This window comes from Martinezella lusitana (assembly GCF_016901135.1).
GTDB classification, from domain to species: domain Bacteria; phylum Pseudomonadota; class Alphaproteobacteria; order Rhizobiales; family Rhizobiaceae; genus Rhizobium; species Rhizobium lusitanum_D.
In genome coordinates this window covers 321,725-342,424 of sequence record NZ_JAFEVL010000030.1, presented here as the reverse complement: position 1 = coordinate 342,424, position 20,700 = coordinate 321,725, and the positions used below count along the sequence as shown (strand labels likewise).

Genomic DNA, 20,700 nt, shown 5'->3' with positions numbered 1-20,700 from the left:
GAGGGCACTCAATCCTTGAGGATCAGCTCGATCACCGGAACCACCACATTGGGCTTGAGGACCGGCAATTCGAGGGTGAGTATGCCCTCCCCAACGGCAACGCCGATGTTGGAATCAACGTCGGCATCCGGATCGAGCCAATGGATTTCACTGGCATCGTGCAGGAACTGCGCATATTTCACCTTGCGCCCCAGCCCCTCGATATGGATATGCCGGAACGGCCAGGTCTGGATATGCAGATAGAGCCGATTTCCCTTCTGGGTGAAGCGGCAACCGTTCGGCGCCTTGTGCGTGGAGGGACCGGCGCCGTAGATCGTGCGCCCGTTGAGATGCATCCATTCGCCATAGGTATCGAGCGCCTTGATGGCGCGAGCGTCGAAGGTGCCGCGTCCGGTTGGGCCGACATTCATCAAGAGATTGCCGCCGAGCGAAACCGTGTCGATCAGGATATTGATGAGCTGACCCGCATCCTTCCAGGTCGTCTCGTCGCGATAATAACCCCAGGAGCCGCTGAAGGTGTGGCAGGCTTCCCAGCGCACCGGCAGCCCGGCGACGGTCGGCGCGACACGCGGCGTATATTGTTCCGGCGTCACGAGATCCGGCATGTGATCTGCGTCGCGCGGCAGGTCGAGGCGGTCGCCGACGATGATGTCGGGCTGCAGCTGGCGCACCAGCTTCATCAGGCTTTCGCTCTCCCAATCGGCTCGGCCCTTGCCGGGCAGCCCCTTGTAGGTGCGGCGGGGATAGCTGAAATCGAACCAGATAACGTCGATCTTGCCGAAGTTCGTCAGAAGTTCGGTCACCTGGTCGCGCATATATTTGGCATAGCGGGAGATGTCGCGGCCTTCATTGAGTTTGGCCGCATCGGGATGGTTGCGCTGCGGGTGATGTCCGTCGACCGGGAAATCCGGGTGGTGCCAGTCGAGCAGCGAATAATAGAATCCGACCTTCAGTCCCTCGGCCCGCAAGGCTTCGACATAGGGTCCGATCAGATCCTTGCCGTAGGGTGTATTGGTGACCTTGTAGTCGGTGACCTTGCTGTCCCACAGGCAGAAGCCTTCGTGATGCTTGGCAGTCAGCACGACATATTTCATGCCGGCCGCGCGGGCGCGGCGTGCCCATTCGCGGGCGTCGTAGAGGTCCGGATCGAAGTTGTCGAAATACTTCTGATAGGCCTCGGTGGTGAATTCCTCGCGGTTCTTTAGCCATTCGTGCCGAGCGCCGAGCGCATAGAGCCCGAAATGGACGAACATGCCGAATCGGTCATGCGTAAACCACGCCTTGCCGTCGGCTGCATCAAGACCACCACTGATCGTTCCTGCGTTGCTCACACTATCCTCCCAAGATTTCCAGTTTGATCGAACCGGTTCGATTTAATCATTGATCCACTCCGCGCGGATGTCAAGACACTGTTGAAATCTTCTCTCGACATATTGCTTCGGCTGCTGCAAATGTTAGATTTATGACAGAATCCTGCATGAGAATATGCCTTCGATGGGAAGGCCTAAGGCGATAGAAACGGTTCGAAAAATCTGATGGCCACCATTCGCGATGTCGCCAAACTCGCTGACGTATCCGTGTCGACGGTCTCGCTGGCCTTGAGCAATCCAGCTCGCGTCAGCCAGAAGACCTTGGAAAAAATCCGCCACGCGGTCGCGGCGGTCGGCTTTGTTGCCGATCCGCTCGCCCAGAGCCTGGCGCGCGGACGCAGCCGCATGATCGGCTTTGTCGTCGGCAATGTCGGCAACCCGTTTTTCGGTGATATCCGGCGCGAGCTGGAGAACTACGCGCTCGATCATAGTCATTTCGTGCTCGTCACCGATTCCTCAGGCAAGACCGTGCGCGAAAGGGCCATGGTCGAACATCTGATCGGCCTCAAGACGGCGGGCCTGGCGCTTGCCCCCTCCGGGCATGATCAGGACTATCTCGACTTCATCGGCGGATTGAACGTTCCGATCGTCTGTTTCGACCAGAAGGTGGCGGGCATCGAACGAGACTTCGTCGGCTCAGACAACCACCTTGCCGGGGCGATGCTGACCGAACATCTCCTGCAGCTTGGCCACAGGCGCATCGCCTTCATCACCGGCCCGAGCCATATGCATACGGCGACGGAACGCTATCGCGGCTTCACGGACACGATGGCGAATGCCGGGGTGGAGGTGAACCCCAATTTCGTCGTCGACGGGCAGTTCACCCGCACCGCTGGATATGAGGCGGCGATGCGCCTGCTCATCCAGCCCGAGCGCCCGACCGCGATCCTCGGCGCCAACAACACGGTCGCACTCTCGGCACTGCAGGCCATGCAGGAATTGGGCTTCCGCTGTCCGGAAGACATTTCGCTCGCCATGATCGACAATGTGCAATGGAGCTCGGTCATCACCCCGCGCATCACCATGGTGGTTCAGGACACCTTGGCGCTCGGCGGCATCATCGCCCGGCGCCTCCTGCACCGGATCACCAACCCCCAAGGCGCTGTCGAACCACCACAGGATTTCGTCCTCACCCCGAAATTCGTTCCCGGTAATTCTTGCCGACGGATATAGCGCCTTCGTCAATGGGCGCGCGCAAAGTGCTTGATCGGTACGGCGTTATATTCCATGGAATATAACGCCGTACCGACGAGGATCACCTGTGCTGATAAGACACCTCTCATTCTTCGTGACGCTTGCGGAGGAAAAGCATTTCGCAAGGGCTGCAGAGCTTTGCCATATCACGCAACCGACCCTGTCGGCGGCGATCCGAAAGCTTGAAGACGATCTTCGCGTGACGCTGATTGCCCGCGGCAATCGCTACATCGGCCTGACACCGGACGGTGAACGCGCGTTGGAATGGGGACGGCAGATCCTGTTCGACTATGACAGCCTCCAGAAGGACATCACGGGATCGAAAAAAGGTCTTTCCGGCACGTTGCGGCTGGGTGTCATTCCCGCCGCGATGGCTTCGGTGTCGTTTCTGTCCGAACGGTTCCATATGGAGCACCCGGATGGGACGATCGATATCAGGTCGATGACGTCGCGCGCCATTCAGCATGGGCTCGATACCTTCGAAATCGACGGTGGCCTGACCTATCTGGAAAATGAGCCGCTGGAGAATGTGCAGCGACTGCCGCTCTATCACGAGAGATATGTCTTCGTTTGCCGCGCCGATCATCCTCTTGCTGACCGCCGCACACTGACGTGGGCTGAGGCCGTCTCGCAGTCGCTGTGCCTGCTGAGCGAGGACATGCAGAACAGGCGCATTCTCAACGGCATCGCCGCATCTGCAAGACTGACGATGAGGCCCTCCGTCGTCAGCAATTCCTTCCTGGCCGTCTGCGCGCACATCCGCAACGGCCTGTGGTGCAGCATCGTCCCCCATACGTTCTTCTACATTCTGGGCGACAAGGCCGATCTTGTTTCCATCGAACTTGTCGATCCGTATCATCGGCAGGCGCTGGGGCTGGTCATATCCGATCGTTCACCGCAATCACCCATGACCAAGGCATTGGTGAGGTCCCTGCAGGGAGCGGATTTCGATGCCGACTTCGAGCGATATGCGGCCGTCCCGCCGGCACCATCGACATCGTCTATCACACGGTAGAAAGCTTTCATTTGCCGGCAATGTGGTCGTGTGGGATCATGTTGCTCGTTGAAACGAGGTTCCGCTCGCACGGAACACGGCTTTAGGAAACACCGGCGACTGACCTTCTTCAGCGCAAGCTGATGGCGGCCAAATGTCTGACAGAACCGACATCTGAGACCGGCGCGTATTCCTACGCGTTTCCGGGGTGTTTCCGGCTGCCACAGCTGAGGAAACGAACATGGCAAAAGTAGTCTGCGTTCTTTATGACGACCCCATCGATGGCTATCCGACGTCCTATGCCCGCGATGATCTGCCGAAAATCGACCATTACCCCGGTGGCCAGACCCTGCCAACGCCCAAGGCCGTCGACTTCAAGCCGGGAACGCTCCTGGGCAGCATCTCCGGGGAGCTGGGCCTGCGCAAATACCTCGAGGCCAACGGTCACACCTTCGTCGTCACGTCCGACAAGGATGGTCCGGACTCGGTCTTCGAAAGGGAGCTGGTCGATGCCGATGTCGTCATCTCGCAACCCTTCTGGCCGGCTTATCTGACGGCCGAGCGCATCGCCAAGGCAAAGAACCTGAAGCTGGCGCTGACCGCCGGCATCGGCTCCGACCACGTCGATCTCCAGGCTGCGATCGATCGTGGCGTCACCGTCGCCGAAGTCACCTATTGCAATTCGATCAGCGTCTCCGAACACGTCGTGATGATGATCCTCGGCTTGGTCCGCAACTACATCCCGTCCTATCAGTGGGTGGTGAAGGGCGGCTGGAACATCGCCGATTGCGTCGCGCGCTCCTATGATGTCGAAGGCATGCATGTCGGCACGGTTGCTGCCGGCCGTATCGGTCTCGCTGTCCTGAAGCGGCTGAAGCCGTTCGACATGCATCTGCACTATACCGATCGTCATCGCCTGCCCGAAACGGTGGAAAAGGAACTGGGTCTCACGTGGCATGCCACGCGCGAGGGGATGTACGAGGTCTGCGACGTCGTCACGCTCAATTGCCCGCTCCATCCAGAGACCGAGCACATGATCAATGACGAGACGCTGAAGCACTTCAAGCGCGGTGCCTATCTCGTCAACACGGCGCGCGGCAAGCTGTGCGACCGCGATGCCATCGCCCGGGCGCTCGAGAGCGGCCAGCTCGCCGGCTATGCCGGAGACGTTTGGTTCCCGCAGCCGGCGCCGAAGGATCATCCGTGGCGGACCATGCCGCATCACGGGATGACGCCGCATATTTCCGGTACGTCGCTTTCGGCCCAGACCCGCTACGCCGCCGGCACGCGCGAGATCCTGGAAAGCTTCTTCGAAGATCGCCCGATCCGCGACGAATATCTGATCGTCGATGGTGGGAAGCTCGCCGGCACAGGCGCGCATTCCTACAGCGCCGGCAATGCAACCGGCGGCTCGGAAGAGGCCGCGAAGTTCAAGCGCACCTAACGAGAATAGGGGAGCGCGGCGGTGTATGCCGCGCTCCTTTCTTCGCCCAATCATAAATCGAGACGACCTCATGACCGAGATCAACAGCCTTTCGGAGCAGACCTTGAGCACGCGGATCGGCCGGCGAATGCGGCCGGCAATCATCTCAGGCGCCGGCGGCTTCCTGGCGATCTATAGTCTGTCGCAGCTCAGTTCGACGCTTGGCGTGCTTCTCCTTGTGGCGCCGTTCGGGGCGAGCAGCGTCCTGGTTTTCGCACTGCCGCAGAGCCCGCTTGCTCAACCCAAGAACGTCATCGGCGGCCATCTTATCTCGGCCTTCATCGGCATAGCAGTCTTCGCTCTATTGGGGGCGCAACCCTTGTCTTTCGCGCTCGCCGTCGGTCTTGCCATCGCCGCCATGCAGGCAACCGATACGCTGCATCCGCCGGCTGGCGCCGATCCGATCGTCGTGCTTGCAACAGGCGGGTCCTGGTCGTTTCTGGCCGTACCCATTCTGGCGGGGACGGTGCTGATCGTTGCAGCCGCCTATTGCTATCACCGTTTTGTTTCGCGCCGCCCCTATCTCAATTGAGAAGTAGCCCGTTTGCGGCTATGCGGAAGAGATGTCCCCGGTCTCCGACGAGGTGCCAAACGTGATCTCCAGGCCTTTCTGACTTATCGTAGCGCAGAGCCGTGTCGGCGACCGTACGCCTCATGCGATCCCCGGAGCCGCTGCAACCGCAGCCCTGCTCGCCGATCAATGCGGACTGAAACCGATGGTGCTCGGAGGGGCCGCGTCGTATCGGGTCGATGACTGGAGCGCCAGTCTTCCCGAGGCATCGGATATCCTCGGCCGTCTTCACGCGGCGGTCAGGCAAGCGCTTGCGGCTGGCGAGCTCCCGCTATTGGCCACCAATACCTGCTCGGCCAGCCTTGCGACACTGCCAGCCGCCGTGAAGGCGATTCCAGGCCTCAAGGTTCTCTGGGTCGATGCGCACGGCGATTTCAACACGCCGGACACCACCGAATCCGGCTATCTTGGCGGCATGGTGCTGGCGGCGGCCTGCGGCCTCTGGGACAGTGGCCAAGGAGCTGGCCTGGATCCAAAACAAATCCTGATCGCCGGCGTTCGGGATATCGATGCTCCAGAGAAAGCGCTTCTGACTGAGGCCGGTGTGGCGACCCTGCCGCCAGCGGCTGTCAGCGCGGACGCGATCCTGTCTTTCCTTGGTGACAGCCCGGTATGGATCCATATCGATTGGGATGCGCTGGAACCGGGCCATATACCTGCAGCCTACAAGGTGCCCGGCGGCTTGCTGCCGATGCAGCTTCGAGGCGTCCTTGCTGCAATCCCTCCCAGCCAGATTGCCGGTATCGAACTTGCCGAGTTTGAGGCTGTCGAAGATGAGGACGAACGTTCAACGGCGCTTGCAACGATGCTGGACATTGTCGAGTCGCTATTGCGCCCTCATGTTTTGCCGTAACCCAGGCATGAATGGCGGAGCGACATTGCCCACGGGCATGACGCGGCGCTGCTCGCTCCCGTCTAACTAGGCATCAAAGAAGTCAGATCGGCATCCGACGCAGAAGATATTTCTGAATCTTGCCGGTGGATGTCTTCGGTATCTCCGCAAACACGATGCGTGTGGGGCATTTGAAGCGGGCGATGATTGTTTTGCAGTGGTCTATCAGCTCCTGTTCGGTTGCTTGCCTGCCGGGCTTGAGTTCCACATAGGCAACCGGAGTTTCCCCCCATTTCTCGTGAGGCTTGGCCACAACAGCGGCTGTCGCAACGGCCGGATGCTTGTAAAGCGCGTCCTCGACCTCGATCGACGAGATGTTCTCGCCGCCGGAAATAATGATGTCCTTCGAGCGATCCTTGATCTGGACATAGCCGTCCTCGTGCATCACGCCAAGATCGCCCGAGTGGAACCATCCACCGGCAAAGCACTCGTCATTCGCCGCCGGATTCTTCAGGTAACCCTTCATCACCATGTTGCCGCGAAGCATGACTTCGCCAACGGTCGTTCCATCCGCCGGCACAGGGTTCATGGTTTCGGGATCGATGACATTCAGTTCGGAGAGGGCGATATAGGCAACTCCCTGCCGTGCTTTCTTGGCAGCCTGCTCCGCGCTGCTAAGGTTATCCCAAGCGGTGTTCCATTCATTGACGACAGCCGGACCATACGTCTCCGTCAGTCCGTAAAGGTGTGTAACTTCGAAGCCCGCATTGGCCATTGCCGCCAAAACCGCCTCTGGCGGGGGTGCAGCGGCCGTATTGAAGATGACCTTCTGGGAAAATGCGCGTCGATCGCTATCCGGCGCGTTGACCAGCGAGGACATGACGATGGGCGCGCCGCACAGATGCGTAACGCCGTGATCGGCAATTGCATCGAAGATCGGCTTGGCGCGCACCCATCGCAGGCAGATATGCGTGCCGGCCTGAACGGCGACCGTCCAGGTGAAGCACCAGCCATTGGCGTGAAACATCGGCAGCGTCCAGAGATAGACGGGATGCTTGCCCATGCCGGCGTGGATGACGTTTCCGAGCGATGCAAGCGCTGCACCGCGATGATGATAGACCGCGCCTTTGGGGTTTCCGGTGGTGCCGGATGTATAGTTCAGGGAAATGGCATCCCACTCGTCACCGGGCTCGGCCCATTCGAATGCCTCGTCGCCACCAGCCCGAAACGCCAGATAATCCATGGTCCCTATTGGCACGCCCTTCTTGAACGGTGCGTCCGCGGGAAATTCGGTGTCGTCGAAGCCGATCACCAGCGGGGTGACCGCGGCTTTCTCCAGCGCTTGCCGCATGACATCGGAAAACTCGGTATCCACGATGACGACCCTGGATTCAGCATGGTCGAGCTGGAAGGCGATTGAGTCCGCATCCAGCCTTGTATTGATGGAGTGCAGCACGGCGCCGCCTGCCATCGGCACACCGTAATGGGCTTCCAGCATCGGCGGCGTGTTGGACAACATCACGGTCACCGTATCGCCTTTTCCAATGCCGTGACGTGAAAGCGCGGAGGCAAGCTTCCTGCAGTTCTTCCAGAACTGCGAGTAGCTTACTCGCTGGCTTCCATGAATAACCGCCGTTCGTTCGGGAAACGTTCGGGCCGCCCGCTCCAGATAGGATATAGGCGTCATAGGGCTATGGTTTGCCTCGCGCCGACCCAGATTGTCGTCATACTTGTTCACTGTTGCGCTCCTCCCAGATTGCAATGAGACTAGACAGCCATCCGTACCCTCATGATACTTTGTGATGGCGACCGTCGCCCCTCCACCCCCAATCATGTGCAACATCTTCGCTTCGGGATGATATCTTCCGCAAGCATGTTACGATTGATTGTAGCGTCGATCTTAGTGATCACGCCCGAAGCCTTTTAAATCAAGGCTTTTCGCGAAAAATCGCCAAACGCTCAGCTCCAGTCAATGCCGCTCGAGGCCGGCGTCGAAAGCCTGAGCACGCGTCATTTCGGGGGGCTTGCGCAGTGCTTCCGCAATCTCGCTTTGAGCGATGTCGATAGGTGACGGCATTGCAGGCGCGGTCGGTGGCTCCATCGATTGCCATAGGAGCGCTCCTGAAACACCTTGCTTGATCGCTCTCGACCCGCCGATCATCGATCCCTACCTTCATCCCGATGCGATTGGGATGAAGGCGAGAGGGTCGGACAAGGACAATCAGGTAGCCGCCATTGTCATCTTAGTGCGTGCGGCTGCTGCCGGCGGTCTGTTGGCTGTCGACGATCCAGCGGCGGTGCGGGCCGAGCGCCAGCAGGAGCACTACGGACAGGAAGCAGCAGCCGGCGAGAATGTAGAAGCCGATATCGCCGTTGCCTGTGGCGGCATCGACATAGGCCTTGATCTGTGGCGAGGCGAAGCTGCCGAGATTGCCGAGCGAGACGATGAAGGCGATGCCGCTTGCGGCGCCGACACCGCCGAGATAGCGGGTCGGCAGGCTCCAGAAGACCGGCTGCGATGAGGCGAGCCCCGGCACCGCGATGCAGGCGGCGATTACCATGATCCAGGGGTTCATGGTGAGCCCGATCATACCCAGTGCAATGGTCCCGACCGTCAGCATGGCGATGCAGACGATGCGGTGATTGTCGTGCCGGTCGGCATAAACAGTGAAGAAGCGCGTTGCGATCAGGGCGCACAGCCACGGCAGACCGAGCAGCACGCCGACCCAGGTATTGACGCCGCCGCCCATGGCCTGCGCCAGTCGCGCCGGCAGGTAGAAGGTGATAGGGCCGACGCCCACCTGAATGAAGAGATAGATGCCGATGAAGGCAAGGACCCGCCAATCCTTAAGCACACCGAAGACGGAATGCTTCACCTCGGAGAGCTTGCCGCGCTCCTCTGATTCGATAACAGAGACGAGCGCCGTTTTTTCCTCCGCGGTCAGCCATTTCGCCTCGCTGGGACGGCTCGTCAGGAAGAACAGCGCCAGGATGCCGACGATCGTCGCCGACAGGCCTTCGACCGCAAACATCCATTGCCAGTTGGCAAGACCGAGCATGTCGTGATGAGTGAGAAGCCAGCCGGAAAGGGGTGCGCCGATGACTAGAGCCAAGGGCACGCCGAGATAGAAAAGGCCGGTCGCCCGCGCACGTTGTTTGGCGGGGAACCAGTAGGTCAGATAGAGCAATACGCCCGGGTAGAAGCCGGCTTCGCAGACGCCGAGCAGGAAACGGACGATGTAATAGCTCGTCGCCGTATGGGCAAAGACCATGCAGGCCGAGACGATGCCCCAAGTGATCATGATCCGGCTGAGCCAGAGACGAGCGCCGACGCGCTGCATGATCAGGTTGCTCGGCACTTCGAAGGTGGCGTAGCCAAGGTAGAGAATACCGGCCCCGAAGGCATAGGCCGCATCCGAAAGACCAGTGTCGGCCTGATAGGCCGTCTTGGCGAAGCCAACATTCGATCGATCGAGAAAATTCAGGATCAGCATCAAGCCCAGGAAGGGCAGAAGCCGGATGGTCGCCTTGCGAACGGCGCTTTGCAGCGCCGGATTTTCGTCTGTCATGTCACTCCTCCCGGAACGTGGCGCCTCGCAGCGTGGCATGCTGCTCGAGACCACTTTCCGTCCTCACATCGGACCCGGCAGGCCCGCCACCTCCATGCTGGCACCGCCATGACGGGTTGCCAGTTTGCATATACGCAGATTATATTCATCTGTGAAAAGTCAATAGGCGTTGTTTCGTGTGATCGACGCGCCTGGGAAAGCCATGAATCAAGAGCGCAGCGCTGTTGCGATGCTGCCAAATCCGCCAATGTTGCTTCTTGCGGGGGGGGTGATCGATTGGTTTTGATCGCTCACATGGGGCTGGTGACGAGCATCCGCGTGCGGGCACGGTCAAAGTCCTGGAACCCACCAGGCGTCCTGCCGAAATCGAAAGCTTGCCGGTGAGGGCGACGGTTTGGCGACTAGCCCAGCAGCCACCAAAACAGCGTTCCGAAGACACAAATGTACAACGCGATGAAGGCAACGATGCGGACGAGACCCTCGTTCACGTTGCCTTTTCCAACGATGAGTGTGTACCAGTCTTCTTGCATGATCGTCCCGCCTTGCCTTATTGCGCTTTAACGAAATTTCTGTCGTGCGGTCGCGCCGCCGTCGGCGTCTAGTGCGGCGAAATGCGATAAGCGCAACGGCGAGCGCCGTGTAGAATGTGCTCCTCACGTTCTACCGTGCAATCCTCGCCAAGGACATCGCGAAACACCGCCAGTTCCGATCTGCAGAAGCCCTGGCAGGTCGTTGCGGCCGCGCATATCGGACAGTGGTTCTCGATCAGGAGCCATGCATCGCCTTCATTCGTCCGACGCCATTCGGCCATATAGCCTTCGACGGATCGTTGCGCCGCAAGGGCTGCAATGCGTGCCTCCAGGTCATCGACGCCTTCGAGAGCGGCAGAGTAGACGACCCGCGTTTCGTCCTCCCTTGCGGTAATCAATTGGTCAAGCGCGGCCTCGCCGAGCGTGTTGCGAACCGCCTTGATCAGGCTGACGGCAAGCTCTCCATGCGTATCGGGGAAAAATCCGTGCCCGCGCTCCGTCAGCTCCCACTCCTGTTGCGGCCGACCGACGCCCTTGGCTTGAGAACGCGCTTCGACGAGACCATCCGCCGCCAGTTTGACGAGCTGCTGGCGCGCGTTCTCCCCGGTCGTTCCAAGAGCAGCGCCAAGCGCCGCAGAGGTTTGTGAGCCGCGCATCTTCAAAAGCGTGAGAATCCGCTCGGATGCGGGCCGCCCCTGGCGTTTCTCCGCTTCCGTATCGGTCAAGCTACCGGCGAGATGATATTCCAAAGCCATGCTTGGTATATAGTCGAGCCGCGAAGAGCCATCAATCCCGACAGGCGCTTCAAACTCGCTTTTGGAAAAATGGGTTGTACTGTGAGGCTCGCGCACCCTCTCCATCAGTCTGAGATCCAAGGCGAACTGACACCGTTGTATACGGAAAAATATAATGATAGCGGTTGGGCCTCTTCCAGGAGAATCCCATGCTTAAACTCGACCGCCTGATCCCTGTCGCGAAAATTGCTATTGCACTCGGCAGCATATTATTCTCGACGCCCGCCTGGGCTGACCGTGTGGTGACAGATCAGATCGGCCGCCAGGTGCATATTCCGGACACCGTGAACCGCGTCGTCATCCTGCAGCACCAGACCCTCAACATTGCAGTCCAGCTCGACGCGATGGACAAGGTGGTCGGCGTTCTCGACGAGTGGAAGAAGCAGCTTGGTGCCAATTATGTGCGTCTCGCGCCGCAGCTTCCGAGCCTCGCGACACCGGGTGGCCTCACCAAGGTCAATATCGAGGAGCTTCTCAAGCTCAAGCCGGATGTGGTTTTCGTCACCAATTATGCGCCGGCCGACATGGTAAAGCAGATCGAGGATGCGGGTCTTTCGGTGGTCGCGGTTTCGCTTCTCGATGTCCCGCCGGAAGAGGCGGTCAAGCTCAACCCAAGCGTCAAGGACGAGCCGGCGGCAATCGACGCCGGCTTTGCAACCGGCGTGCGGCTGATCGCCGATGTGCTTGGCCGCAAGGACAAGGGCGAGGAAATGATTGCGGTTACGAAGAAGACCCGCAAGCTTGTCGCTGACCGACTTGCGGATATTCCGGAAGACAAGCGCGTGGCCATCTATATGGCAAATCCGGACCTCACCACCTATGGCCATGGCAAATACACCGGTCTCATGATGGAGCGCGCTGGCGCCCGCAATGTCGCGAATTCGATCGCCGGCTTCAAGCAGGTGACGATGGAGGATGTGCTGATATGGAATCCGGCCGTCATTTTCGTGCAGGAGCGTTATCCGGCCGTCGTGGATGAAATCAGGAAAGCTGATTCCTGGCAGACGATCGATGCCGTCAAGAACGGCCGCATCTACCTGATGCCGGAATATGCCAAGGCCTGGGGCTATCCGATGCCTGAGGCGATGGCGCTCGGCGAGCTCTGGATGGCAAAGACGCTTTATCCGGAGCGTTTCAAGGACATCGACATGCAGGCGCAGGCGCAGGCCTATTACAAGGAATTCTACCGCACCGATTATCGCGCTGCGCAATGAGTGGTGAGGCCTTTCCGCGATATCAGCCACGCGTGATCATCGCGATGCTGGTGATCCTCCTGGTGGCGGCTGCGATCGCCGCCCTTGGCATCGGGCGCTACGACATCCCGTTCGCACGGGTGATCGAGATCCTTTGCGCGCGTGTTTCCGCGCCGGAGGTGCCGGTCACGCCGACGGAGGCGAACGTCGTATTCACGGTGCGCATGCCGCGCATCCTGCTGGCGCTCCTGGCCGGCGCCGGCCTGGCGCTGTCGGGCGCGACGCTGCAGGGTGTCTTCCGCAATCCGCTGGTCGGGCCGCAGGTGATGGGCGTGTCCTCAGGGGCTGCCTTCGGCGGCACGCTTGCCATTCTCCTGAGCTTTCCCCGTTATGGCCTGCTTGCCTCGGCCTTCGCCTTCGGGCTTTCGGCTGTCATTCTCGTCTACGCGCTGAACGGCATCGTCGCGCGGCGCAATATTCTGGCGCTTGTGCTGGCAGGTGTGGTGGTGAGTGGCTTCTTTGCGGCGCTGGTCAGCCTCGTACAATATCTCGCCGACACCGAAGACAAGCTGCCGGCCATGGTCTTCTGGCTGCTCGGCAGTTTCGCCACCGCCGACTGGGAGAAATTCTATCTGATTTCGGGACCGGTCCTGGTTGGCAGCCTGTTGTTGCTCGGCCTGCGCTGGCGCATCAATCTCCTGTCGATCGGTGATGAGGATGCCCGCGCCCTCGGTGTCAACGTCGAGCCGCTGCGTTGGCTGATCCTTGTGCTCGTCTCGTGCATTGTCGCGGCGCAGGTGGCCGTCAGCGGAATCATCGGCTGGGTCGGTCTTGTCGTGCCGCATATGGCGCGCATGCTCGTCGGACCCGATCATCGGGTGATGATGCCGGCCTCGCTGATGATCGGGGCGCTCTACCTGCTGATCATCGATACTGTTGCCCGCACCGCCACCAGCACGGAAATTCCGCTTGGTATCCTGACCGCGCTGATCGGCACGCCTGTTTTCGCCATGGTCCTGAAACAGACCCAGAGAGGTGTGCGTGATTTCTGATGCGGCCATGCTGCGCATCGAAAGGGCCAGCCAGTCCTATGACGGCGAGCGCTGGCAGTTTCGCGATCTCGACTTTGACCTGAGCGCGGGGGAGATCACGGCGATCCTCGGGCCGAACGGCCGCGGCAAATCCACCTTGCTGCGGGTGCTGGCCGGCCTTCTGAAGCCAACCTCGGGCAGCATGGAATTGAATCCGCGCACCGGCTTCGTGCCGCAGGAATTTGCCGGCTCTTTTCCCTATTCGGTGCTTGATGTCGTGCTGATGGGCCGCGCCCGCTACATCGCGCTCTTCCAGACGCCGCGCAAGATCGACGTCGACAAGGCGATGGAGGCGCTCGACGCCACCGGCATGGCCGACTATGCACCGCGCAATATCAACGCACTTTCCGGCGGCGAGCGCCAGCTCGTGCTGATCGCCCGGGCGCTGGCCGGCGAAAACGCGGTGCTGCTGCTCGACGAGCCGGCCTCCGCGCTCGACCTTAAAAATCAGGATGTGGTGCTCTCGCTGCTTGCCAAGCTGGCCGATCGTGAAAAGCTTGCCATCGCCTTTACCACCCACCAGCCCAACCATGCGGTGGCGGTGGCCGACAAGGTCCTGCTCATGCTCGATGGAGCGAAAACCGTGTTCGGCGCCACCGACGAGGTGATGACCGAGGCCAATCTCGAAGCGCTCTACGGCATCCCGGTTCGTTCGGCGAAACTCGGCAGCGGCCAGTTGGAGGAAACCGCTTTCGTGCCGCTGTTCCGGCAAAGAGACAGAAAAGGAAATCGCCCATGACCGAACCAGTCCATGTCCTGTCCGCCGGCAGCATGCGGCATGCCTTTCCGGCGATCATTACGGCTTTCGCGCATGCGACCGGCATCGCGGTCTCGCTGACACTCGGGCCTGCCGGACTGCTGCGTGAGCGGATCGAGGCGGGCGAGGCATTCGATCTCTTCGTCTCGGCCAACATGGCGCATCCGCAACGCCTCGCGTCAGCCGGCATCACCGAAGAAGCCATCTGCTTTGCGCGCAACCGGCTCTGTATGCTTGCGCGTGCCGATCTTGGTCTGACGACCGAGAATTTTCTTGCGATTCTATCCGATCCTCGGGTGAGGATCGGCACGTCGACGCCCGGCGATGATCCCGGCGGCGACTATGCCTTCGAGGTCTTCGACCTTATCGAGGCCAAACATCCGGGCAGGGGCAGGGCGATGAAATCCCGGGCGCTGCAATTGGTCGGTGGCCGCAATTCGCCGGCACCGCCGCGGGGCAAAGGCGGCGGCTATCTGATCATCGACGGCGCGGCCGATCTCATGATGAGTTACTATTCGAACGCTCGTCTCCTGGAGGCCGATCCGGTTTTCAGCGTCGTCGAGATCCCAACGGAGTTCCAGCCAACCATTGAGTACGGCGTAGCGGTCCGCAAGAATGCAGGTGCTCAAGCGAAAGGCCTGTGTGATTTTCTGCTGTCGCGGCAAGGGCAGGAGATATTGCGAGACGCCGGATTTGTTTCAACCGACCGATCCGAATAGCCTGCCTATGCGTCGAAATGCCCGCTGATGAGATCAAGCCCTGACGATGTGGATCCCGTAACTCCTCACGCTCTCATCTCCTACGATGTCCCTCATATGCAAGGGCACGTCCGATTCCACCGACCACCGGTCTTTTACAATAAGGTACTTTGGAATGTGATCGACGATGCCCGAGATGACCTTCTCGTAATCCACGATGATCGCTTCACGACCGATCAGACGATCGATCAAATTGGCATCGCTCGCTACGTGACCATTTTCGCAAAACCAATAGGATATGAGGTCTAGGTCCGAGCTCGACGGCAAATCTGGAGGCAGGGTCTGGTTGAGAAAGCTGAAACTGCCGGCGCATCCGGAATCGGCCATCACCGTTTGCGCGATATTCAAGTGCAAAGGCGATTGATCGACGAAGGTCAGACGCAGCATCGGGTTCGCGGCGAGAAACGCGAACGTCAATCCGAACACGCCCGAGCCACAGCCCAAATCGCGCACATTCTCGTATTTGGCCGGGTCGATATTTGCCGAGAGCAAAGCGAGGCAGCATTTGAGCGCGTTTTTAATTCCATACGCCCGTGTAAAAGTCTCAGCCTGCGTCTCGTGGTCAAATATGAAAATTCTTGCTGCGCTCTCGACTTCTTTTCTTAGCGCCAATGCCTCCCGGTTGGCGTTAAAGATTTCCGAGTTTATCTGTAATGCCGCTGCCAATTCAGCCAGCTCGACCGGAAACGTCTCCTGTTGCATTTTCACCCATCATTTTGTTTTAGCTCATGCCATCTGGTGAGCAGTGATAGCGCCGATGTATTGGCCCGCAGGGCATTTTAGATATGAATTCTATTATGCAGATCGAGAAATGAACTTCGCCTGATGTGACCACACCCATTCCACTCTCATACAACGAGACGGGCCTATTCTTCAATGTCGAGGAACTCGTCGCCGAGGCGGAGAAGAGAAGAAACATGGTGCGGCTTGTCGAGAGCTGCTTCAACGCGGCTTTTATCGATGGATGTTCTTGACGGCGAGCGGTTGTCCGACATAACTGGGGGCGACGGTTCCCCAAGGAAGACTCTACGGGGAATAATAGGGAACACGGTGAGGGCGACCCAAAGGGGACCTAGACCGTGGCTGCCCCCGCAACTGTAAGCGGATTGCCGGTCATCCCGGAGTGACCAGCTTGCTGGTCATCTCCCAGGGTCTTCGGACCATGCCACTGCGCGGAAACGGCGCGGGAAGGCAGATGATTGTCAGACATCCGCGAGCCAGGAGACCTGCCGTCAATCACGATCCAATCAGCCGGGCGGGGATGCCCGGAAAGGGACAGAGAATGATTGACCCGAGCCTTCGACACTATCCGGCACTCTTCGGTCTTGATTGGGATTTCCGCAACCGGCTGCGGTGTGCCTGAGCGCGGTCGCGCTGACGTCACTCAGTTTTTTCATCCCTATTGAGATCTTTCATGCGCCATTTTCTGACGACCATTACATTTGCGCTTGGCCTTGCCGGCTTCGCGGTTCCCGGTTTTGCAGCGACCCAGTATCCCCTCACCGTCAACAATTGCGGCCAGCAGGTCACTTTCCAAAAGGCTCCAGCCAAGATTGTATCCATCGGTCAGGGTATGACCGAGATCCTGTTGTCGCTTGGCCTTGCCGACAAGATCGCCGGAACGGCCGTCTGGGTCGGGCCGGTTCTGCCCCAATATGCCGAAGCCAACAGCAAGATCCCGCGTCTTGCCGACAATGATCCGAGTTTCGAAGCGGTCGTCGGCAAGGAGCCGGACCTCGTTGCCGCCGAATTCGAATGGCATGTCGGCCCGCAGGGTTCGGTCGGCAAGCGCGAGCAGTTTTCCGAGCTCGGCATCAACACCTACATCGCGCCGACCGACTGCGTTGCCAAAGTCAATGCCGCCGGCGGCGACGGCGTGCGCAAGGAGCTTTTCACGATGGACCTGATCTATCAGGAGATCGATGAGCTCGCGCAGATTTTCGACGTCAGGGATCGCGGCGATGCGCTGATCGCCGACCTCAAGAAGCGTCAGGCGGACGCCGTGGCGTCGATTGCCGGCGCCCAAGCCAAGAACCTGCCGATCGTGTTCTGGTTCTCGAGCAAGGAAGTCAACGGCGACGCCTTCATCGCCGGCAAGAACAGCGCGCCGGCCTATATCCTCAAGACACTCGGCGCCAGGAACGTCGTGACGACGGAGGAGGAATGGCCGCTTGTGGGATGGGAGACGATCGCCCAGGCCAATCCGGCCGTGGTCGTCATCGCGACGATGGATCGCCGGCGCTATGCGGCTGACGATCCCAACGTCAAGCTCGACTTCCTCGAAAAGGATCCGGTCACGAGCCAGCTCGATGCGGTCAAGAGCAAGCACTTCGTGATGATGAACGCGCAGTCGATGAACCCCACCATCCGGACCATCGAGGGCATCGAGACCCTGGCCAAGGGCATCAAGTCCTTCGGCCTGGCGCAGTAAATGCGCGGGATCGCAAGACGGCAGGAGTGGTGGGCGCTATTGGCGCTCACCATCGCCGCAATCGTGTTTCTGGCGCTCATGATCAGCCTTGCCGTGTCGATCGGCGAGATTTCCATTCCGCTGGCCACCACAGCCAAGGCTGTTGCGAACCGGCTGCTGGGGACGGATTTCGAGTTGAGCCGGATCCATCAGGGTATCGTCTGGGACTACAGGCTGAGCCGGGCGCTTGTGGCCGCCAGCGCCGGCGCATCCCTGGCGCTGAGCGGTGTGATCCTGCAGGCCATGCTGCGCAATCCGCTCGCGGAGCCCTATGTGCTAGGTATCTCCGCAGGCGCCTCGACCGGCGCGGTCTGCATCATGATCCTTGGTTTCGGCTACGGAATCCTGGGTCTTTCGGGCGGGGCCTTCCTCGGCGCGGTCGCAGCCTTCCTGTTTGTCGGCCTGCTGGCCGCAGGCGTCGGCGGCACAAGCGAGCGGATCATCCTGTGCGGCGTCGCCGGCTCGCAGCTTTTCAATGCGCTCACCTCCTATATCGTCACCACGTCAGCGAATGCCGAGCAGGCAAGAGGTGTCATGTTCTGGCTGCTCGGCTCCTTGAGCGGCGTGCGCTGGCCGGATGTCTATCTTTCGGGGCCGGTTGCCATTATCGGCTTTGCGGTTTGCATGGGACATGTCCGGGTTCTGGACGCCTTCGTCTTCGGTACCGATGCTGCGGCCTCGCTTGGAATCGCGGTGCGGCGTTCGCAGATCGTCCTTCTCGGGACGACGGCGCTCATGACGGCTGCGGTCGTCAGCATCGTCGGCTCGATCGGCTTCGTCGGTCTCGTCATCCCGCATGCGGCCCGTTTTCTGGTTGGTCCCAGTCATGATCGGCTACTGCCGGCGGCCGCGCTTGCCGGCGCGATCTTCATGGTCGGCGCCGATATCATCTCGAGGATCATCATCCCCCAGCAAATCCTGCCGATCGGTGTGGTCACCGCCTTGTTCGGCGCCCCGGCCTTCGCAATCATTCTTTATCGCGCCCGGAGGACGGCATGAGCATCGCGGTCGACAAGGTGACCTTCGCCGCCGGCAATACGCTGATCGTCAATGGCATCAGCCTGACGGTGGAAAAAGGAAAGGTCCTCGGTCTTCTCGGACCGAACGGTTCCGGCAAGTCCAGCCTTCTGCGGCTGATCTGCCGGTTGAGGAAAGTGCGCAGCGGCATCATCCGGCTCGGCGGCAGCGATATCGCGTCCATCCCGCGCGGCGATATTGCCCGCCGGATCGCGCTGGTCGAGCAGCAGGCGACGACGGAGACGCAGGTGACCGTGATGGACGTGGTTCGGCTTGGTCGGACGCCGCATCGTGGCCCATTGTCAGCCTGGAGTGCTCGTGACGATGCGGCCGTCCTCGATGCGCTTGGGCGCGTCGGCATGCAGGGCAGGGCGGCGCAGCTCTGGCAGACCTTGTCGGGTGGCGAGCGCCAGCGCGTCCATATCGCCAGAGCCCTTGCACAGACCCCGAGCGAACTGCTTCTGGACGAGCCGACGAACCATCTCGATATCCAGCATCAGCTCGACATTTTGGGACTGGTCTCGAAGCTCGACGTTACCTGCATCATTGCTATGCACGATCTCAATCTGGCGGCCATGTTCTGTGACAGCCTGGCCGTGCTGCAGGAAGGCGAGGTGGTTGCGGCCGGAGCTCCCGAAGATGTTCTGACGGAGGAACTGATCGGCCGGGTCTTCGGCGTGCGCGCCCATGTCCAGAAATCCTCCGTCCACGGCCGCTGCAACATCCAGTACATGACGGGTTGAATGCATTCGAACAGTCACAATGCCGCCGCGTTCCACCCGAATGGAGCGCGGGCTTGATGTTCGATTTTTGCATTGTTGTCTTTGCACGTCGCCCATGTCGTTTTCACCGGCGCCGTGCGCGTCCAGTCGTGGTTTGCTCATGATGTCCAAGGTGCCGCTGTGGGCCAGTCCAGCTGGCATGAAATCCCGGAATATGCTATTGGTGGAAATGCAATGGCTTCTGGCGTTACCAATTGCTGGATTGGCTATGGCGACCACGGCCGCATCAGGGCAGTCGTTGTTCGATGCGGTAGCCTCTGGCGACACGCATTCTGTAGAGCAGGCGCTGGCTGGCGGCGCCGATGTCGATGGCCGAGCTGCTGATCAGGCGACGCCGCTTATCGCTGCTGCCTTGGACAGCCAACCTTCTATCGTTGAATTGCTGCTGAGTAAGGGGGCTGATGTAACTGCGCGCAACTCCGGCGGCTTCACGCCGTTGCACGCGGCGGCCTATGCCGGCAGCGCCACGATAGCACGACAACTTCTCGCAAAAGGCGCTCCGCTTGACGATGCAGACAACAAGGCGGGCGTCACGCCTCTGATGGTGGCGGGCGAGCAAGATCATGCCGATGTTGCCGAGTTGTTGATCGTTGAGGGCGCTGACCCCAGGCACCCTGAAATTCATGGTTACTTGCCGATCACGCGTGCTCTCTGGAAAGGGAACAAGGATATCGTTCACCTTTACAAGCAACATGGAGTCATATGCCCGCCGGTAAATATTCTCGGTAGTGAAGATTGGTATCAGAAGTGCTTGAGCGACTGATTGGAGGACGATCATGGTCAAAATGGTCTCGCGCCGCAAAGACGCAAAGCCTATGCACTTTATTGAGATAGCGGCTTGTCTCGCCGTCATGCTGACTTGGGCGGTGCCCGCATTTGCCGACGGCAGGGTGAATACGGGCTATTTTGGCGGCGTTGCCATTGGCGGCTACGACACGGTCGCCTACTTCCTGGATAATCGGGCAGTCAAAGGGTCGGAAAAATATTCCTATAACTGGCTGGGGACGCCCTGGTACTTTGCCAGCGAGGAGCACCGCGAACTGTTCAAGAAAAATCCAGCGAAATATGCCCCGCAATATGGCGGCTATTGCGCTGCAGAGGTCGCCGGTTCCGGATCGGTCACCGTCAATATCGATCCGGAGGCTTTCACAATCGTCGACGGCAAACTCTATATTACCTACGACAAGGTGCACACTCAGGATTTTGCCGCTGATATCAGCGCCGTAGCGCCGAAGGCCGACGCGAACTGGCCGAAAAAGCAGGCTGAGCTGGCGCAGGATAATTATCGCTGAGGC

Annotated in this window: 19 protein-coding genes and 1 riboswitch; of the genes, 14 read left to right on the top strand and 5 right to left on the bottom strand. The window is 59.9% G+C overall.

From position 1 onward, the window contains the following. Nucleotides 1–8: 8 nt before the first annotated feature. Nucleotides 9–1,331 (bottom strand): alpha-L-fucosidase, encoded by a 1,323-nt coding sequence (locus tag JTP94_RS12730; RefSeq protein ID WP_204850846.1) that lies wholly within the window; start codon nt 1,329–1,331, stop codon nt 9–11. A gap of 204 nt (nt 1,332–1,535) precedes the next feature. Between JTP94_RS12730 and JTP94_RS12725 the strand changes: the two genes are divergently transcribed. From JTP94_RS12725 to JTP94_RS12705, 5 genes are all read left to right on the top strand, one after another. After that, the gene (locus JTP94_RS12725; protein WP_204850845.1) at nt 1,536–2,543 is read left to right on the top strand and encodes a LacI family DNA-binding transcriptional regulator; all 1,008 of its coding nucleotides are present in this window, start codon (nt 1,536–1,538) and stop codon (nt 2,541–2,543) included. An 88-nt stretch (nt 2,544–2,631) separates the two neighbouring features. Beyond that, nucleotides 2,632–3,579, top strand: a complete 948-nt coding sequence (locus JTP94_RS12720; protein ID WP_204850844.1) for a LysR family transcriptional regulator — start codon at nt 2,632–2,634, stop codon at nt 3,577–3,579. 220 nt (nt 3,580–3,799) lie between these two features. Beyond that, on the top strand, nt 3,800–5,002 hold the full coding sequence (locus tag JTP94_RS12715; protein WP_204850843.1) for an NAD-dependent formate dehydrogenase: 1,203 nt from the start codon (nt 3,800–3,802) through the stop codon (nt 5,000–5,002). Between the two features lie 70 nt (nt 5,003–5,072). Continuing rightward, nucleotides 5,073–5,573, top strand: coding sequence for an HPP family protein (locus JTP94_RS12710; protein WP_246754853.1), 501 nt, complete (start codon nt 5,073–5,075; stop codon nt 5,571–5,573). Between the two features lie 184 nt (nt 5,574–5,757). After that, nucleotides 5,758–6,465: an arginase family protein gene (locus JTP94_RS12705; protein ID WP_204850842.1), complete on the top strand. Its 708-nt coding sequence runs from the start codon at nt 5,758–5,760 to the stop codon at nt 6,463–6,465. A gap of 82 nt (nt 6,466–6,547) precedes the next feature. Here JTP94_RS12705 and JTP94_RS12700 read toward each other — a convergent pair whose 3' ends face one another. The 3 genes from JTP94_RS12700 to JTP94_RS12690 form a co-directional block, all read right to left on the bottom strand. Next, the gene (locus tag JTP94_RS12700; RefSeq protein ID WP_312038154.1) at nt 6,548–8,182 is read right to left on the bottom strand and encodes an acyl-CoA synthetase; all 1,635 of its coding nucleotides are present in this window, start codon (nt 8,180–8,182) and stop codon (nt 6,548–6,550) included. A gap of 505 nt (nt 8,183–8,687) precedes the next feature. Beyond that, nucleotides 8,688–10,013: an MFS transporter gene (locus tag JTP94_RS12695; protein ID WP_204850840.1), complete on the bottom strand. Its 1,326-nt coding sequence runs from the start codon at nt 10,011–10,013 to the stop codon at nt 8,688–8,690. A gap of 598 nt (nt 10,014–10,611) precedes the next feature. After that, the gene (locus JTP94_RS12690) at nt 10,612–11,199 is read right to left on the bottom strand and encodes a metalloregulator ArsR/SmtB family transcription factor (RefSeq protein ID WP_204850932.1); all 588 of its coding nucleotides are present in this window, start codon (nt 11,197–11,199) and stop codon (nt 10,612–10,614) included. 287 nt (nt 11,200–11,486) lie between these two features. Here JTP94_RS12690 and JTP94_RS12685 point away from each other — a divergent pair, with 287 nt between their 5' ends. From JTP94_RS12685 to JTP94_RS12670, 4 genes are read left to right on the top strand one after another with little or no spacing between them, the layout of a single operon-like run. Further along, entirely contained in the window at nt 11,487–12,551 is a 1,065-nt protein-coding gene (locus tag JTP94_RS12685; RefSeq protein WP_204850839.1) for an ABC transporter substrate-binding protein, read from the top strand. Then, on the top strand, nt 12,548–13,582 hold the full coding sequence (locus tag JTP94_RS12680) for an iron ABC transporter permease (RefSeq protein WP_204850838.1): 1,035 nt from the start codon (nt 12,548–12,550) through the stop codon (nt 13,580–13,582). The genes JTP94_RS12685 and JTP94_RS12680 overlap by 4 nt, the downstream gene beginning before the upstream one ends. Before the next feature lie 7 nt (nt 13,583–13,589). Beyond that, entirely contained in the window at nt 13,590–14,360 is a 771-nt protein-coding gene (locus tag JTP94_RS12675) for an ABC transporter ATP-binding protein (protein WP_204850837.1), read from the top strand. Beyond that, complete coding sequence (locus JTP94_RS12670; RefSeq protein WP_204850836.1) at nt 14,357–15,097, top strand: molybdate ABC transporter substrate-binding protein; 741 nt, start codon at nt 14,357–14,359, stop codon at nt 15,095–15,097. The genes JTP94_RS12675 and JTP94_RS12670 overlap by 4 nt, the downstream gene beginning before the upstream one ends. Nucleotides 15,098–15,130: 33 nt before the next feature. On the opposite strand, the gene JTP94_RS12665 is transcribed toward JTP94_RS12670, so the two are convergent. Further along, entirely contained in the window at nt 15,131–15,838 is a 708-nt protein-coding gene (locus tag JTP94_RS12665; RefSeq protein WP_204850835.1) for a methyltransferase, read from the bottom strand. A 288-nt stretch (nt 15,839–16,126) separates the two neighbouring features. Continuing rightward, a riboswitch (cobalamin riboswitch) is annotated at nt 16,127–16,385 on the top strand. A gap of 165 nt (nt 16,386–16,550) precedes the next feature. On the opposite strand from JTP94_RS12665, the gene JTP94_RS12660 reads away from it, so the two are divergent. From JTP94_RS12660 to JTP94_RS12640, 5 genes are all read left to right on the top strand, one after another. Beyond that, complete coding sequence (locus JTP94_RS12660; protein WP_204850834.1) at nt 16,551–17,567, top strand: ABC transporter substrate-binding protein; 1,017 nt, start codon at nt 16,551–16,553, stop codon at nt 17,565–17,567. Then, nucleotides 17,568–18,605 carry an iron ABC transporter permease gene (locus tag JTP94_RS12655; protein ID WP_204850833.1) on the top strand — a complete coding sequence of 346 codons (1,038 nt, stop codon included), beginning with the start codon at nt 17,568–17,570 and terminating at the stop codon, nt 18,603–18,605. Further along, nucleotides 18,602–19,366, top strand: coding sequence for an ABC transporter ATP-binding protein (locus JTP94_RS12650; RefSeq protein WP_204850832.1), 765 nt, complete (start codon nt 18,602–18,604; stop codon nt 19,364–19,366). Before JTP94_RS12655 ends, JTP94_RS12650 begins: the two co-directional genes overlap by 4 nt. A 208-nt stretch (nt 19,367–19,574) precedes the next feature. Then, complete coding sequence (locus tag JTP94_RS12645; protein WP_204850931.1) at nt 19,575–20,168, top strand: ankyrin repeat domain-containing protein; 594 nt, start codon at nt 19,575–19,577, stop codon at nt 20,166–20,168. A gap of 52 nt (nt 20,169–20,220) precedes the next feature. Next, nucleotides 20,221–20,697: a YHS domain-containing (seleno)protein gene (locus JTP94_RS12640; RefSeq protein WP_271024205.1), complete on the top strand. Its 477-nt coding sequence runs from the start codon at nt 20,221–20,223 to the stop codon at nt 20,695–20,697. The last annotated feature ends 3 nt before the right edge of the window (nt 20,698–20,700 follow it).

Bases quoted from the DNA above. Each gene is read 5' to 3' on its own strand.
- JTP94_RS12710 (WP_246754853.1), top strand. From the start codon at position 5,073: ATGACCGAGATCAACAGCCTTTCGGAGCAGACCTTGAGCACGCGGATC.
- JTP94_RS12660 (WP_204850834.1), top strand. From the start codon at position 16,551: ATGCGCCATTTTCTGACGACCATTACATTTGCGCTTGGCCTTGCCGGC.
- JTP94_RS12655 (WP_204850833.1), top strand. From the start codon at position 17,568: ATGCGCGGGATCGCAAGACGGCAGGAGTGGTGGGCGCTATTGGCGCTC.
- JTP94_RS12670 (WP_204850836.1), top strand. From the start codon at position 14,357: ATGACCGAACCAGTCCATGTCCTGTCCGCCGGCAGCATGCGGCATGCC.
- JTP94_RS12675 (WP_204850837.1), top strand. From the start codon at position 13,590: ATGCTGCGCATCGAAAGGGCCAGCCAGTCCTATGACGGCGAGCGCTGG.
- JTP94_RS12650 (WP_204850832.1), top strand. From the start codon at position 18,602: ATGAGCATCGCGGTCGACAAGGTGACCTTCGCCGCCGGCAATACGCTG.
- JTP94_RS12665 (WP_204850835.1), bottom strand. From the start codon at position 15,838: ATGCAACAGGAGACGTTTCCGGTCGAGCTGGCTGAATTGGCAGCGGCA.
- JTP94_RS12725 (WP_204850845.1), top strand. From the start codon at position 1,536: ATGGCCACCATTCGCGATGTCGCCAAACTCGCTGACGTATCCGTGTCG.
- JTP94_RS12695 (WP_204850840.1), bottom strand. From the start codon at position 10,013: ATGACAGACGAAAATCCGGCGCTGCAAAGCGCCGTTCGCAAGGCGACC.
- JTP94_RS12715 (WP_204850843.1), top strand. From the start codon at position 3,800: ATGGCAAAAGTAGTCTGCGTTCTTTATGACGACCCCATCGATGGCTAT.
- JTP94_RS12645 (WP_204850931.1), top strand. From the start codon at position 19,575: ATGCAATGGCTTCTGGCGTTACCAATTGCTGGATTGGCTATGGCGACC.
- JTP94_RS12685 (WP_204850839.1), top strand. From the start codon at position 11,487: ATGCTTAAACTCGACCGCCTGATCCCTGTCGCGAAAATTGCTATTGCA.
- JTP94_RS12705 (WP_204850842.1), top strand. From the start codon at position 5,758: ATGGTGCTCGGAGGGGCCGCGTCGTATCGGGTCGATGACTGGAGCGCC.
- JTP94_RS12640 (WP_271024205.1), top strand. From the start codon at position 20,221: ATGCACTTTATTGAGATAGCGGCTTGTCTCGCCGTCATGCTGACTTGG.
- JTP94_RS12690 (WP_204850932.1), bottom strand. From the start codon at position 11,199: ATGCGCGGCTCACAAACCTCTGCGGCGCTTGGCGCTGCTCTTGGAACG.
- JTP94_RS12680 (WP_204850838.1), top strand. From the start codon at position 12,548: ATGAGTGGTGAGGCCTTTCCGCGATATCAGCCACGCGTGATCATCGCG.